Source organism: Streptomyces sp. NPDC043878 (genome assembly GCF_056435735.1).
Map to the genome: position 1 here is coordinate 128,600 of NZ_JBWKDW010000006.1, position 13,551 is coordinate 142,150.

Annotated in this window: 15 protein-coding genes, 1 tRNA gene and 1 pseudogene; 4 read left to right on the forward strand and 13 right to left on the reverse strand. The window is 66.1% G+C overall.

Going from position 1 to position 13,551, the window contains the following annotated elements:
• Positions 1 to 439: 439 nt before the first annotated feature.
• Entirely contained in the window at positions 440 to 1,285 is an 846-nt protein-coding gene (locus AC07AZ_RS10995; protein WP_478846101.1) for an HAD family hydrolase, read from the reverse strand.
• Positions 1,286 to 1,832: 547 nt separating this feature from the next.
• On the opposite strand from AC07AZ_RS10995, the gene ssd reads away from it, so the two are divergent.
• Together ssd and AC07AZ_RS11005 are read left to right on the forward strand one after the other, a co-directional pair.
• Positions 1,833 to 2,960, forward strand: a complete 1,128-nt coding sequence (gene ssd / locus AC07AZ_RS11000; RefSeq protein ID WP_478846375.1) for a septum site-determining protein Ssd — start codon at positions 1,833 to 1,835, stop codon at positions 2,958 to 2,960.
• A gap of 71 nt (positions 2,961 to 3,031) precedes the next feature.
• Positions 3,032 to 3,898, forward strand: a pseudogene (locus tag AC07AZ_RS11005) (TadA family conjugal transfer-associated ATPase); the annotation flags it as partial.
• Between the two features lie 80 nt (positions 3,899 to 3,978).
• Here the strand turns inward: AC07AZ_RS11005 and AC07AZ_RS11010 are convergent.
• The 6 genes from AC07AZ_RS11010 to AC07AZ_RS11035 all read right to left on the reverse strand — a co-directional run bounded on the left by AC07AZ_RS11010 (position 3,979) and on the right by AC07AZ_RS11035 (position 7,769).
• On the reverse strand, positions 3,979 to 4,299 hold the full coding sequence (locus tag AC07AZ_RS11010; RefSeq protein WP_478846102.1) for a hypothetical protein: 321 nt from the start codon (positions 4,297 to 4,299) through the stop codon (positions 3,979 to 3,981).
• Between the two features lie 709 nt (positions 4,300 to 5,008).
• Entirely contained in the window at positions 5,009 to 5,905 is an 897-nt protein-coding gene (locus tag AC07AZ_RS11015) for a JmjC domain-containing protein (RefSeq protein ID WP_478846103.1), read from the reverse strand.
• 78 nt (positions 5,906 to 5,983) lie between these two features.
• Positions 5,984 to 6,241, reverse strand: a complete 258-nt coding sequence (locus tag AC07AZ_RS11020; protein ID WP_478846105.1) for a DUF397 domain-containing protein — start codon at positions 6,239 to 6,241, stop codon at positions 5,984 to 5,986.
• 260 nt (positions 6,242 to 6,501) lie between these two features.
• Positions 6,502 to 6,993, reverse strand: coding sequence for an NUDIX domain-containing protein (locus tag AC07AZ_RS11025; protein ID WP_478846107.1), 492 nt, complete (start codon positions 6,991 to 6,993; stop codon positions 6,502 to 6,504).
• 42 nt (positions 6,994 to 7,035) lie between these two features.
• Positions 7,036 to 7,135, reverse strand: a tRNA-OTHER gene (locus AC07AZ_RS11030).
• Positions 7,136 to 7,484: 349 nt separating this feature from the next.
• The gene (locus AC07AZ_RS11035) at positions 7,485 to 7,769 is read right to left on the reverse strand and encodes a DUF7848 domain-containing protein (RefSeq protein ID WP_478846109.1); all 285 of its coding nucleotides are present in this window, start codon (positions 7,767 to 7,769) and stop codon (positions 7,485 to 7,487) included.
• A gap of 519 nt (positions 7,770 to 8,288) precedes the next feature.
• Between AC07AZ_RS11035 and AC07AZ_RS11040 the strand changes: the two genes are divergently transcribed.
• On the forward strand, positions 8,289 to 9,113 hold the full coding sequence (locus tag AC07AZ_RS11040; protein ID WP_478846111.1) for a helix-turn-helix domain-containing protein: 825 nt from the start codon (positions 8,289 to 8,291) through the stop codon (positions 9,111 to 9,113).
• Complete coding sequence (locus tag AC07AZ_RS11045; RefSeq protein ID WP_478846113.1) at positions 9,110 to 9,319, forward strand: DUF397 domain-containing protein; 210 nt, start codon at positions 9,110 to 9,112, stop codon at positions 9,317 to 9,319. Before AC07AZ_RS11040 ends, AC07AZ_RS11045 begins: the two co-directional genes overlap by 4 nt.
• Before the next feature lie 229 nt (positions 9,320 to 9,548).
• Here the strand turns inward: AC07AZ_RS11045 and AC07AZ_RS11050 are convergent, their stop codons facing one another.
• The 6 genes from AC07AZ_RS11050 to AC07AZ_RS11075 all read right to left on the reverse strand — a co-directional run bounded on the left by AC07AZ_RS11050 (position 9,549) and on the right by AC07AZ_RS11075 (position 13,497).
• A complete protein-coding gene (locus AC07AZ_RS11050) occupies positions 9,549 to 10,364 on the reverse strand; it encodes a DUF2637 domain-containing protein (protein ID WP_478846115.1) in 816 nt (271 codons plus the stop codon).
• A 58-nt stretch (positions 10,365 to 10,422) separates the two neighbouring features.
• Positions 10,423 to 10,845: a hypothetical protein gene (locus AC07AZ_RS11055; protein WP_478846117.1), complete on the reverse strand. Its 423-nt coding sequence runs from the start codon at positions 10,843 to 10,845 to the stop codon at positions 10,423 to 10,425.
• 811 nt (positions 10,846 to 11,656) lie between these two features.
• Positions 11,657 to 11,929, reverse strand: a complete 273-nt coding sequence (locus AC07AZ_RS11060; RefSeq protein WP_478846121.1) for a hypothetical protein — start codon at positions 11,927 to 11,929, stop codon at positions 11,657 to 11,659.
• An 83-nt stretch (positions 11,930 to 12,012) separates the two neighbouring features.
• Positions 12,013 to 12,231, reverse strand: coding sequence for a hypothetical protein (locus AC07AZ_RS11065; RefSeq protein ID WP_478846123.1), 219 nt, complete (start codon positions 12,229 to 12,231; stop codon positions 12,013 to 12,015).
• 25 nt (positions 12,232 to 12,256) lie between these two features.
• The gene (locus tag AC07AZ_RS11070) at positions 12,257 to 12,571 is read right to left on the reverse strand and encodes an endonuclease domain-containing protein (protein WP_478846125.1); all 315 of its coding nucleotides are present in this window, start codon (positions 12,569 to 12,571) and stop codon (positions 12,257 to 12,259) included.
• Positions 12,568 to 13,497 carry a hypothetical protein gene (locus tag AC07AZ_RS11075; protein WP_478846127.1) on the reverse strand — a complete coding sequence of 310 codons (930 nt, stop codon included), beginning with the start codon at positions 13,495 to 13,497 and terminating at the stop codon, positions 12,568 to 12,570. Before AC07AZ_RS11075 ends, AC07AZ_RS11070 begins: the two co-directional genes overlap by 4 nt.
• Positions 13,498 to 13,551 lie beyond the last annotated feature (54 nt).

The following is a 13,551-nucleotide window of genomic DNA, read 5'->3' on the forward strand; positions in this document are numbered from 1 at the left end:
GAATCGGCCCTCGCGCAGAGGGCCGAAAAGGGTTGCGGCGGTACGAGATGTCGTACCGCCGCTGGCATGTTCACCGGGTTACCAGGCGTCCTCGTGGTGTCGCCCATCAGGTCGGGACTTTGCCCGTCACCTGGTGCGGCTGGCCCGTAATCGACGGGTCGACGTCGCGTGGGTGCTCGGTGTTCATGCGCGGTCCGTGGGGCCGGTATGCGAAGGAGGTCATCCTCGCGGATGTCCTTGGTCTCGCGGGCCGTTAACCCCTTTGTACTCCTGGTCCCGGGCAAGCGGAACCCCTGGCTGCGGTTCTTTGCTTTTGTGACTAAACGGTTCAAAAGCAGACCGAATGAAGGGGAGGCCAACTGCCGTATGACTGCCGCCAGGTGGCCGCCGGACGTCGGCGAGGCTCAACAGGTGTCGCGGGGGTGTCGCCGGGGCGCGCTCAGGCCACCACCGCCCGGCGTCGGCTGGCATACCAGACGAGGCCCGCCGTGGCGGCCGCGGCGCCTATCGCCGCTGCCGCGACGAGCGCCGGGCGGGGCGGTACGGAGAAGGTGGGGAACCGCTGCTTGAGCCGCACCGGGCGGTGGAAGTCGAGGATCGGCCACCCGCGCGCGAGGGCCTCGCGGCGCAGTGTGCGATCGGGGTTCACGGCGTGCGGGTGCCCGACCGCCCCCAGCATGGGCAGGTCGGTCGCCGAGTCGCTGTAGGCGTAGCAACGCTCCAGGTCGTACCCCTCGGACAGGGCCAGTTCCCGGATCGCCTCCGCCTTCGTCGGGCCGTACGCGTAGTACTCCACCTCTCCGGTGAAGCAGCCGTCTTCTCCCACGACCATGCGGGTGGCCACCACGCGGTCCGCGCCGAGCAGTTCACCGATCGGCTCGACCACCTCCGCGCCCGAGGTGGACACGATCACGACGTCGCGGCCGGCGGTGTGGTGCTCCTCGATGAGTGAGGCCGCCTCGTCGTAGATGATCGGGTCGATGATGTCGTGCAGTGTCTCGGCGACGATCTCCTTGACCTGCTGGACGTTCCAGCCGCGGCACAGCGCGGACAGGTACTTGCGCATGCGCTCGATCTGGTCGTGGTCGGCGCCGCCCGCGAGGAACACGAACTGGGCGTACGCGCTGCGCAGGGCGGCCCTGCGGTTGATCAGGCCGCCTTGGTAGAAGGACTTGCTGAAGGTGAGCGTGCTCGACTTCGCAATGACCGTCTTGTCCAGGTCAAAGAAGGCCGCTGTGCGGGGCAAGGAGTGGTTTTCCACGCCCCGAGCATAGGCGCAGCCCATTCGGCGTAAGGTAGGCGCGTTGGTTTGCCTGAGAGGCCTCTCGGGTACACCATGGAAGTCACGGATCGTTCGCGACCGTGCTAACGCGGCCCGACTCCTCCCCCCCCGAGTCGGCCGTGAAGGCGACCCCCGCTCTCCCCCCCGGCGGGGGTCGTCGCATGTCCGGGTGGGTTTCTCCCTTTCTGTGCGCGGCCGTCCTGCCGCTGCCGGGCGGCCGTGGCCGCCTCGCCCGCACGGCCACGATCCATCACGCTGTGTAGTCATCGGGCTGCGCTGTGGAAGTCGTACGGCGTTGTGCACAGGGGTCACCGGTATGGGTGAAGCCGATATTCACAGCCACCGAGTTGTCCACAGTTATCGACCAAGATCCACACGTTTTCCCGGATCGCTGCACCGTGATTCCAGCGCTTCCCGCCGATGCCGACTTCATGGCCGGTCCGGTTAGTCGGAGGCGTTTGGCCGGTTCGTATCGGCCGTTCATATGGAGGCCGCTTGCCGGTTCTTCACATGTCTTGGTAATCGCGGGGCCGCAGTGGCTGCGCGAGAGATGCAGCGAAGGGGGACACAGGCCGTGGCCGGAACCATCACCAAGGATCCACCGCCCGCCGCCGGAGGGCGGCAGGGCGCACCGCTGATCGTCACCGAGGACGCCGAACTGCTCGACGACCTGTTGCGCCTGTGTGCGGCGGCGGGTGCCACACCCGAGGTCCACCACGGAATGCCGGAGCGCAGGGGCCGCTGGGAGGCCGCGCCGCTCGTCCTGGTCGGCGACGACGCGGCACGGCGGGTGCGGGGAGCCGCGCGCAGACGCGGGGTGGTGCTGGTCGGTCGCGACCAGGACGACTCGGGGGTCTGGCAGCGGGCCGTCGAGATCGGCGCCGACCACGTCCTGATGCTGCCCGACGGGGAGCAGTGGCTGGTCGACCGCATCGCCGACGTGGCCGAGGGGGTGGGCCGGCCCGCGCTCACCGTCGGCGTCATCGGCGGCCGGGGCGGGGCCGGAGCCTCCACACTGGCCTGCGCGCTCGCCGTGACCTCGGCGCGCGAGGGTCTGCGCACCCTCCTCGTGGACGCCGATCCGCTGGGCGGCGGACTCGACGTGCTCCTCGGCGGTGAAACAGCCGAGGGACTGCGGTGGCCGGCGTTCGCCGCCTCCCGCGGGAGGGTAGGCGGGGGCGCTCTGGAGGAGTCGCTGCCGCGGCTGCACTCGCTTCGCGTACTCAGCTGGGACCGCGGTGACTGCATGGCCGTCCCGCCCCAGGCCGTCCGAGCGGTGCTCGCGGCCGCCCGCAGGCGAGGTGGCACGGTCGTCGTCGACCTGCCGCGCCGCGTCGACGACGGGGTCGCCGAGATCCTCGCCCAGCTCGACCTCGGGCTCCTGGTGGTCCCCGCCGAACTGCGCTCCGTGGCGGCGGCCGGCCGTGTCGCCGCCGCCGTCGGCATGGTGCTGCGCGACCTGCGGCTGGCGGTGCGCGGACCGTACGGGCCAGGGCTCGACGACCGGGAGGTGGCCCGGCTGCTCGGACTGCCCCTGGCCGGAGCAGTGCCCGTGGAGTCCGCGCTGCTGCGGCCGGACGGCGGCAAGGCGCCGCCGGGCGCGGCCGCCCGAGGCCCGCTGGCGCGGTTCTGCCGGGAGTTCTGGGAGCGGGCCTTGCTGGAAGCGGGTGCGGCGTGAGTACGGCCTCCGGGCTCGCATGGCCGGGACGGCAGGGGGGCGCCGGGCCCCGCTCGCCGGCCGGCCGGGACATGCCCACCCCCGCTCCCTCCGGGCTGCTGGACGGAGTGCGGCAGTGGCTGGCCGAGAGCGGGGCCGAACCGACGCCGGCGCGGGTGGCCCAGGCGCTGCGGGAACAGGGGCGCGTGCTGGGAGACGCCGAAGTCCTCGGCGCAGCCGCCCAGTTACGGTCCGAGCTGGTTGGGAGCGGCCCCCTGGAACCTCTGCTCGCCGATCCGTCGGTGACGGATGTGCTGGTGTCCGCCCCCGAGCGGGTCTGGGTGGACCGGGGAGGCGGCCTGGAGCTGTCGGCCGTGTCCTTCCCGGACGCGGCAGCGGTACGACGCCTCGCGCAGCGTCTGGCCGCCGTGGCGGGACGCCGGCTGGACGACGCACGGCCCTGGGTCGACGCCCGGCTGCCCGACGGGACCCGGCTGCACGCGGTGCTGCCGCCGGTCGCCGTCGGCTGTACCTGCCTGTCGCTGCGGGTCGTACGGCCCCGCGCGTTCACGCTCGGCGAACTGGTGGCCGCGGGCACGGTACCGCCGGACGGGGACCGCGTCCTGCGGGCGCTGGTCGAGGCGCGGCTGTCCTTCCTCGTCAGCGGCGGCACCGGCAGCGGCAAGACAACGCTGCTGAGCGCCCTGCTGGGGCTCGTCGGACCGGGCGACCGGATCGTGCTCGCCGAGGACTCGGCGGAGCTGCGGCCCGACCATCCCCACGTCGTACGGCTGGAGACCAGACCCGCCAACCAGGAGGGCGCCGGGCTCGTCACGCTCCAGGACCTGGTGCGGCAGGCGCTGCGGATGCGGCCGGACCGGCTGGTGGTGGGTGAGGTGCGGGGGCCCGAAGTGGTGCATCTGCTGGCCGCGTTGAACACCGGCCACGAGGGCGGGTGTCTGCGGTAACCATGCAAGCGGGAGGTCTGAGAGTGCCCCGTCCGGTTGCTGGTCGGACGGGGCTAGGTCAAGCGCGCTGATCAGGCAGGGAGTCGGACCCCGTGGATCACGTCGGGCCCCACGTCGACACCGAGAACGGCAAGCTCAGCGGCTCGACGACGCAGCGTCGTGACGTGCTTGTACGGGTCGGCTTCGAAGGTGCGGAAGTAGCGCGGCACAAGGGGGAGGTCTTCACCCCTCAACGGCTCCGGGTCGGCGTTGTAGGCCGCGTACGGGCTCCGGGGAGGCAGGGGCGGCGGGACTACGCGAAGGGTCAGCGTGTCCGCGTCGGCAGCCGCTACGGGCTCCGTGGGGCTCTTCCGGCGCTTGCCCTTCGGGGGCAGCACAGCGACCAGGAACATGCGAAGGCACGCCAAGATGGCGCGCGCGATAGAGTGGCGCACGGCGACAGCTCTCCTAAGTGGTGTCGTCACGGCCCCGTCAGCAGAGTGCGACCAACACTCTGAGTCCTGATGGGGCCACTTTGTTTTGTTGTGATGTGCACGCTAGCACTGCAATCCGCTTCGGGGAGCGGAACCCCGCCCATCCGCCACGGGGGAACGACGGACGGACGGGGCGATCAACGGGCCCTCAGGACCTTCGAGTTGGGCACGGCGCGCCCGGTCTCGGGCAGGCAATCAGTACCCGGGAGACGTACCGCTGTTTCTGGGAGTAGTAGCCCCAGACCACGTCTGACCCGCGTTGCAACGTGTCTTCGACGTACGTGAGTCGATCGGCGAGAGGGAACGCGTGCTCACCGAGGTGCACTTGTTCTTCTCCGCCTTCCCTCATCCATTCAAGTGCGGCCTTGCGCCCTTCGGGATCACGATCAAAAACCCCGTCGAAAGCATCGGGCCGCTTTTCCAACCACTGAGCGATTACCAGGGGAGGAATCTTTCCGGTGTTCGTGTTTCGCTCACTGTCCCTGGGGTTCTCGTGCCCCATCCATGAGCAAGCGTGCCAATGCGTCGTGCTGTCCTGCCAAAACTTCGGCCTACTGTCGTCGGTTTCCGTCATCGCTCTCCCTGCGCCGTCTGCCAGACCACGCAGGCTACCGGAACTGTCCATGAATCAGGGCTTCTCAGGTAGAACGGCTGCCCGGATGCGGTCGGCAGCACTCCGAAGGTCTAGGTCGTCGAGGAAGGCGACTAGCTCGTTCCTGGTCGAACTCAGTTGGGTCTCAAGATCCCCCGTCAGAAGGTGCGGGGCTACTTCCGTACGGAAGGCGGGGCTGTCGACGACCAGTCCAACGAGTTGTTCGGCGAGCCAAAGCCGCGAGCGTTCTTTGAGAGCGAAGGTGAGATGGAAACTGTCTTCAGCTCCGGCCGCACGAGGGCTGTGAATTGTGCCCCGGGGGACAATCAAGGTATCGCCCGGTACCAAGGTGAATTGATGATCTGGTGGGCCAGCGGCAAAACGGGCTCGTTGTTCCTCGGTGAAGCCCACGACGGGTGTCGAGAATTGGGGGTAGCCGAATAAGGGAGAATCAACTACGGGGTCGAACAGGTCCCATACCTTGGAGCCTGAGAGCTGCGCGATGAAGACCGTGAACGTGTCCCAGTGGTGCTTAAGACCTTGCGCCCCGGGTGGAGTCAGATAGCCGCTTATGTGATTCGGGTATCCGATCTCCTCTTGGAGATCTCGCGAGAGCCGGGCAAGGAACGGAATGCGCTGCTGTAGGTTCCGGAAACTGATCGTGTGGCCGTCATTGAGAAGTTTCCGGAGCCGCCCAGGAATAATCTCTTCGCCGTTGATGGTCGTATAGCGGCCAGGGTGGACGGCTTGACCGCCCTTGACGACAGCTATGTTCTTCGGCGCTAGACAGTTCTCGTCGATCAGTTCATAAAACATCTGAAGAGATACGGCCCTGTCCAACTCGGTGCTTCCTCGTGCGTACAACTTCGGCTTGGTGGGCCAGTTCGACAACACTTCGTCGGCACCGTCGGGAAATAGGAATTCCACGGACATGGGATATCTCCTCACTGCGATCAGAGTTGGGCGGGCCGCCCCCGGCATTCGGAGACGGCCCGTCGTATCAGCGTCGACTCACGCCTTGGCGTCGGTGACGGTCAGGCCGAGTTCCGAAGCCATGCCGAAGAAGAGTTCCCGGAGTTCGCCCCGGTCGGCCCTCAGGTCGCTTCCCTCGCCGCCGGGGACGGTGCTGCGCAGAACGTAGCCGTCTTCGGTGCCGGGGATCTTCGCGCCCTTCACACAGCTCTCGTCGTCGCTGTCGCCGCCGTTCCCACCGCAATAGGTGGTGAACTCCGCGCCCGCGATCGGGAGTTCGTAGAGGTTCGGTTTCACAGTGCCTCCGTGTGCATCGGTTCTACGGAGAAGCGTTCTCCGCGCCGTCGTACCCTTTCTGACCCGTTCGGCTACCGCCGTCTTCAAGTAGCCGAACGGGGGTCTATTGGGGGTGTGGCTTGGGTTGCTCGTGCCCGTCCTGGTCCCCGCCGGGGGCACCCGGACCGAAGTACGGCTCTTGCGCGGGAAGGAAGATCTCCGGGTTGCATTCCCCGCACCCGCTACACGAGCCGCCGGACGGTATTTGGCAGGCCATTCCGTCAGCCGTCCACCAGATATGCGGTAGGCAGGTGTGAAGCGCTCAATACCGCGATGGCAGCGTTAATGCGGAGCGTCGTATGTGAAGCGGCCAACTCGCCGACTTCATCGAGCGGAACAAACCGATAGCTCGTCAGCTCCGGTTCCTCCCCGGGTGCCGGGGCAGGCAGGGTGATTTGAGATTCGGATGAAACCGTGCCGCCGTCCCAAACAAGGTTCAAGCCTTCCGTCGACCCGGTTTCCTCGTTCCGCGCCATGTAGTGCACAACGAGAAGCCGCCCGGGAGCTAAGGTCAGGCCCGTTTCTTCCCGCACTTCACGAGTGAATGCCCGGTGCGGCGGCTCGTTTTCGTTCGCGCAACCGCCGGGCAGACCGAACGACCCGCCCTTGTAGCTCTTCTGCACCATGAGTACTGCCCCGGACTCATTCCGGATTATGGCGAGTGCCCCAATGCGGCGACGAGGTGGCTTTATAAAGTCCATATCGGTATGCATGGCTTGCCTGCCGTTCTTCTCGGTGATTCTTTGGCTGTTCAGTACCCTTGCCCGGACTCGAACCGGAGTCTCCGGCTAGTACGTGACCGTTCGACTAAAAGCGACACTTAGCCGGTATTGTGCCTGACTCAACTACAAGGGCCCGTTTGGTTATTCGTATCGCTCCCAGGAATGGCCGCCCCGGTGTTGGGTGTGCAGCCAACAAGCGTCATCTTCGGATGGACTTTTCGAAGAGCAATACGCTTTGCGCTGTACCTTGACGTCACTGCCGTCTGTGCACCATGTAACCCACGCGGCACCGCCGTTATCCGGTCCCAGGTCGAGCAGTAGTGCGGCGTGATCGCCGTACAGGTGCTTATCGATCTCGCATGTCACCCTGTCTGGAACAATGACAGGGCTGTTTTCGGCGTGAGGGAACGCAAGAGCCGCTTCGCGCATACCTTCCGGCACGTCTAACGCGGCGCTGCATTCCGTCACCATTGGCCACACCTTCACGTCGTAACTCGCATTACCTGAGCCGGTTGAAGGTCCGTGGGCATTCCACTGACGGTCAGCTCCGCGAAGTCCTCAAAGGTCCGCCGGAAGTGCATGTGCCCGGTTGCCCGCATGTGGTTTCGCATCCAGTCATCGACTTCCGTGGGGTTGTCGAACCCCTCAGACTTTGCTCCGCAAGGCTCCTCGGCACCCGCTACGCACGCGGCGGAGTATTCGGGTGTAACCGTGGGGTCTTGTCGGGTTGTGAAGTGAATGAAGCGGAATAGTTTTCCAGCGGTCATCAGATTGCCCCCGCGCTGTGTGCGTTGATTTCAGCAAGGGCGGGGCGTAGGGCTTCGGAAAGCTCAACAGGCTCGACGTCGGCAGGAAGGGCGTCCCATTCCCGCCCACCCTTAACGGGCCGGAGTTGGACGCGTCCGCCGACGTGCCCCATGACGCGCCCGACTTTGTCGGTCCGCGTGTCCCGCGCTGCTGTGCCGACGGCAGGTGTCATGCGATCAACCGCCGAAGTCCGTCTTGCACACGGCGAAGGTCCACAGTGTGCGGGTCGGTCCACCCGCCGCGCGGACGCCAACCGAGTAAGCCCCAGGGGCCCAAGTCCCGCTGTAGCGCGGCCAGCTCCGCCACGTCGTCCGGCGTGCGGGTGGTCCTGGTGGTGGTGCTGGTCATGGTCGGTTGCCGTGCCTTCCGCTTCTCGCTGCTCTGTGTGACTTCGCCCTCACACCATGGCGCGCCGACGCGTACGCTCAACAGGGGGAAAGGGTTGCCAACACATGTGGAAAGTCGGGTGAGTTGAACAGGTGAGCGAAGAGCGGGAAGAGCCCGCGAACGGCCTTGAGTGGTTCGGGCGGGAGGTGGAAGCAGCCCTAGCCCACAAGGGCGCTTCCCAGCGTGAGCTATCGGACTCCACGGGCTACGGGGAGCCGTACGTATCCAAGGTGAAGAACGGCAGGATGCTGCCGTCGCTTCACTTCGCGGAGGGCTGTGACAAGTTCTTCAACACCTCTGGCTACTTCGCGCGGTTGCTGGTCAGGATCTCGCAGCACGGACACCCTGAGTGGTTCGTGCCGTATCTGCGTCTTGAGGAGAAGGCCGCTCAGATTCTCGACTTCTCGTCGTTCCTGGTCATGGGCCTACTCCAAACCCCGGAGTATGCGGAAGCTCTGTACCGGGCGGCTCAGCCAAGGGACCCGGCGTCGGTGATCAAAGAGAAGGTTGCGTTCCGGCTCCAACGCCGGACCGTATGGGAGCGGCCGGACCCACCCCTACTCTGGGTCGTGCTGGACGAGTCGTGTCTTCGCCGGGAAGTCGGCGGTCCGGCAGTCATGCGGGGACAGTTGGAACATCTGTTGTCCGAAGCTGAAAGCCCTCACATCACAGTCCAAGTACTTCCATATGACTCGGGTGCTCCCCCGGCGGCCGAAGCCTTTACGCTTCTGACGTTCGGTGACGACGACTCGGCACCGGTCCTCTACTCAGAGGCCATGGGGGTGGGACGCGTGATCGACTCAGCATCCGTGGTCGCGACTGGCACGGACCGGTACGAGCGGCTACGCGCTGACGCACTGTCCCCGGAGAAGTCACTCCGCGCACTGCGCGAAGCGATCAAGGAGCACGCACGATGAGGAAGAACGAGGACCAGCCCCGTTGGGTCAAGTCCACTTACAGCAGCGGTGACGGTGGTCAGTGCCTTGAATGGGCCCCGGATCATGCACGGGCGACGGGGGAGTTCATGGTCCGTGACAGCAAGAACCCGACCGGTCCTCACCTGAGCTTGACTCATGCAGGCTTCGCCGCCCTGGTGGCCTTCGCTCGCAACGCCGACGCGTAGCCCAGACACTCGGAAGCCCCGACTTTCCTGACCGCTAGGAAAGCCGGGGCTTCTTGCTGCCCGGCTCACCGAATTTCACTTTGAGTGACCAATAAGGCCGAGCCGGCGCCGAATCCTAGGGGTGAAACGGACATTGCGGCTTCCGCGGTTTCACTTTAGGTAACGCGCGGTGGGCATGGGGAAGCCCCCTGCACCGACCCGGGATGGATCAGTGCAGGGGGCTTTGGGGTCACACGGTCAACTCCGCGTCGAGCTGAGCGAACTTCCGACGGACGGTCGCCGGGTGCCGGGTTGCTGCGGCAGCGGCTTCGGTCGGCGTGACCTTGTGCCGCCATGCCTTCTCGATGATCGCGTCAGCCTCAGCGTTGGTCAGCCGTGCCTTCGGCAACGGGAGCTGAACGGGCTCGTCGGCCGTCGGCTCGTCGTCGGCCAGCTCGACGGCAACGGGCTCGTCGACCGGCTGAGCGTCCGTCTCCGGCTCGTCCGTCGCCTCAGGGGCCTCGCGGGTCAACTCCGGCCCCACGTACGCCATATGGGCCGTGAGGGGCTCCGGCGGGGGCAGCACCGTGACCGCGTTGGGTCCGGCCATGGCCGCACGGAACCGGTCGGCGAACGCGTCGGTCTTGTCGGCTCGTCGTTCCGCGTCGGCAAGGGCAGCCATGTAGACCGGCCCGACTTCGGCGAGCAGCATCACGAGAGCCGGAGCGATCACGTGCACGACCACGCCGACCCAATCGCGGCGCTCGATGCTGAGCCACACGTTCAGGAAGGTCGACGCGAGCCCGGCCGTCCAGCGGAACGCCACCGGCCACCGGCCGAGACTGGTCACGCCGTGCCGGGCAAGGGTCGACTCCGCCGACAGAGCCATGATGAAAGCCACGTCGACGATGAGCCCCAGGACCCACCCCGACCACTCCCATTCGCTGTGCCGGGAGACGAAGGGAGTGGTCGTCATGGCCGAGTAGAAGACGAGTCCGATGATCAAGAACCAGCGTCCGCCGGTCAGTGTCCACCGGGCGTTGCGAATGCTCTTCCGTGTTCCCAAGTTGCCTACTCCTAGAACGAGTTGAGATCTCTCGTTCGGGAGTGAGCGGGTCGATTGCCTACCGGGAGTGGGTTCGCGGCTCGTCGGCCGACGGCTCGCTGTAGCGCTCCCTGACACGGTCCTGAGCGCGTTCCTGAATGGCCCGTCGGGGTTTCGGTTGCGGGAGTGGTCCGGGCTCGACCTGGGGCCGTTGGCGGGCTTCCTGGGGCTCGTCGCCGGGGCGGGTATGTGAAGGCGAGTCGGCAACGTTGTCAGGTTTGATGTGTCCGCCCTGGAGTCCTGCGGCAATGCGTTCGCTGAACTTGTCCCAGATCACGAACGGGTCGCCTTCGGGCATGTACCGGCCCCGGTCGGCGTCCCATCGGAAGCTGTATGCGCCGACGGTCCGGCGGGTGTGGATCTCCCAGGCCGTGACGCGGTAGGCGGACGGTCCGCCGCTGGTGAAGAGCGTTGCGACGATCGCGCCGTACGTGAGCATCACGCGTAAGAGGTCGCGTCGGCTGAACGCGGGCTCCCGTCCGGCAGGCGATATGCGTCCGTCGGTGTGCCACCCCCACCCGCCCCCTTCCTGCGGCAATGGCACTTCAACGCGAAGCTCGACGGTCGGCGATCCTTCCCCGCTCACAAAATCCCCCTCGCTATTCGGTCAATGACTGGCCATGATCAGGCCAAGGGCTAGTGCACGAATGACCCATATGTCACACCCGGTCACCCCTTGCTCACCAGGCGCAATCGACCGTACACCTGTTCGAGTGAATATGCACGGAACCTTTGCCTCCTGCGATTTCCTATGTGGGAGCTGTGTACTTTGTGAGCTTGTGAATCGCTAGCCCACTCAATTTGAGTGGTCTGGAAACAGGAAAGCCCCCCACCGGTTTCGGTGAGGGGTTCTCTTCGCGCTTCGCGGACTAGCTGTCGGACCACTCGTCGCATACGACGTGCTGACGGCTTCCGGGTGTCGGGACGGTCGGCGTGCTCGGCCTTTTCGGAGCGGTCGGGCTCTTCGGGGTCGCGGGCTTGCTCAGGTTCGGACGCGGAGCCGGAGCGGGAGCCGGACGCGGAGCCGGAGCGGGGCGCGGAACGGAGAAGCCGACGGTCGTCGTGATGGTGTCGTAGTCGACGCACTCGCGTCCATCATCCCCGGATGAACATCCGGCGATCGTGAGCGCTCCGGCGATCACGGCAGCGGCGGCGAGGGTGACAGGCTCCACATACTGCAAGATCTCTCCAAGTCTGAGGGGGCTTGCAGCCCACTCAAATTGAGTGGGCTGGAAAATGCTTCCCGCTTCCGGTTACGACGTCATGCCCCGGCGAATCAGCTTCTCAGCGGCGAGCCACTCAGTCCGCGAGTCCGGCCGGAGCGGAGTCCTGCGCTGCCGCTCGATCTCGGCTGCCGTCTCGTTCGCCCACGCGGCAAGCTCCCGGAGCTGTGTCGGGTTGAGCTGTGCCCGGTCGTTCGGTACGGCGAGCGAGGCAAGCCCCGGCTCGTCGCTCTTCGTGAAGCCGACGATGCGTCCGTTCTGCCCGGTCAGAACGGCCTTCGTTTCGCTGGTGACTCGCATCATATTCGTCTCTCTCCTCTGTCCTGCGTGAAGCATGTTCAGGGCGAAGCGGACTTGCCACTCAGGGAGTCCGGAAGGGTGGCTCATCAGGGTGCGATCACTGCCTTCACGTTCGCGCCCAGATTCAGGCAGCCCGAGAGCGCGTCGAGCCCGCGAAGGGTGTCGACGACCGGCTTCGCTTCGATGAAGGGAAGAGTCACGGACGCGATCACGTCGCCGTCGGCGTTCCGCGTCACGAACTCCGTACCGGTGTCGGTCGTGTTCGTCTGGACGTTTCCGCCCTGGGGCAGTCGGTAGGTCGGCACTCGCGCTCTCCTGTTCGTTCGGGTCTCAGTTCGGGGGTAGCGAGTCGATTGCCTGCCGGTCGACGCGCCGGTAATCGGTGCCCGTCTTGCTGAGGTATCGCGCGGCCTTGAGTGCTCGTTCCGGGTCGTCCTTGAAGTGCCCGAGAGCCAAGTTGCATGAGCGGCACAGAACGCCCCGGACATGCCCCGTGTCGTGGCAGTGGTCGACCCCGTGAGGGATCTCGGGAGTCGGCTCCGTGCCGCAGATATCGCATGGCCGTGACCGAAGCTCAAGGGCGACCGAATAGGCGAGCCCGTACCGTCCGGCACGGTTCCACACGGTTCCGCGCGGCTGTGTCACTTCCGGCCACCGGCGCTCAAGTTGCGCTCAGCGGCTTCGGTCAGCTCGTCGGCAGCCTTTTCGTCGTTTGGTGCGACAGCCTTCACATAGCGCTTCGCGAAGCCCCTGAGCCCCTTGGAGCGAGCCGGACGAAGGTTCCTGACTTCCATGCCCAGGAAGGCGGCAAGGGCTTCGTCGTCACCGCTGTCGCCGTGCCCGAAGGTCAGGGCTCCGTCGATACCGAAGCTGTGCTTGATCACGGCGCGCTGACCGTCGCCCATGACGTCGAGAATCCCGTGAATGATCGCGTGCTTCACGCGCCGGTCTTCACGGTTCAGGTCGTCGGGCTCAATCAGGTCGTCGGGCACGTCGTACTGACCGCGATAGCTGAACTCGTACGACAGCGCGTCGGCGTAGGTGCCGAAGTCGGAAGCCGTCGGGTCTTCCGTCGGAAGCGGAGCGTCGAGCGAGTGGGAGCCTTCGAAGGCGAGCCGGGCGGCGTTGGCACGGTCCGCGCTGAGCCGCTGTCCCTTCGGGGGTACGGACTGCGCGAACTTCTCGGCAAGGGCGTGGTCGCCGTCGGCTCTCTCAAGCATGGTCATGAAGACCTTGACCGCATCCTTGTCGACTCCGGCGTTGCCGTACCGCGCGTCCCGAACGGCGTCGAGTAGCGTCCGCTCGACGGTCGCGTACATGAAGGCAAAGAAGCTGTCGACGGTCTCGCCCTTGAATCGGCTCAGCGACTCCCATACGGCCACGCGGCCGACCTGTTCGAACTCGTCACGGTGGTCGCGGTAGCGGTCGCCTCCGGCCGGAGCGAGTCGACGAGCGGCCTTGTCGGCAAGGGCGGTTATTCGGCTCTCAGTGGCTTTGATGACGGCCGTCGTAGCGGTAAGGCCGCTGTCCTGAGCTTCGCGGACAGTGTCAATCGTGAGCGTGACAGACAAGGTTTTGGTCCCTCCGGGTCGGTCTCGCTCGGGAGGGAGCGAGTCGATTGCCCG

What these genes read in the sequence shown, in the direction of transcription:
- AC07AZ_RS10995 (WP_478846101.1), bottom strand. Translation starts at nt 1,285, where the DNA reads ATGGGCTGCGCCTATGCTCGGGGCGTGGAAAACCACTCCTTGCCCCGC.
- ssd (WP_478846375.1), top strand. Translation starts at nt 1,833, where the DNA reads ATGCAGCGAAGGGGGACACAGGCCGTGGCCGGAACCATCACCAAGGAT.
- AC07AZ_RS11010 (WP_478846102.1), bottom strand. Translation starts at nt 4,299, where the DNA reads ATGTTCCTGGTCGCTGTGCTGCCCCCGAAGGGCAAGCGCCGGAAGAGC.
- AC07AZ_RS11015 (WP_478846103.1), bottom strand. Translation starts at nt 5,905, where the DNA reads ATGTCCGTGGAATTCCTATTTCCCGACGGTGCCGACGAAGTGTTGTCG.
- AC07AZ_RS11025 (WP_478846107.1), bottom strand. Translation starts at nt 6,993, where the DNA reads ATGCATACCGATATGGACTTTATAAAGCCACCTCGTCGCCGCATTGGG.
- AC07AZ_RS11035 (WP_478846109.1), bottom strand. Translation starts at nt 7,769, where the DNA reads ATGACCGCTGGAAAACTATTCCGCTTCATTCACTTCACAACCCGACAA.
- AC07AZ_RS11045 (WP_478846113.1), top strand. Translation starts at nt 9,110, where the DNA reads ATGAGGAAGAACGAGGACCAGCCCCGTTGGGTCAAGTCCACTTACAGC.
- AC07AZ_RS11060 (WP_478846121.1), bottom strand. Translation starts at nt 11,929, where the DNA reads ATGATGCGAGTCACCAGCGAAACGAAGGCCGTTCTGACCGGGCAGAAC.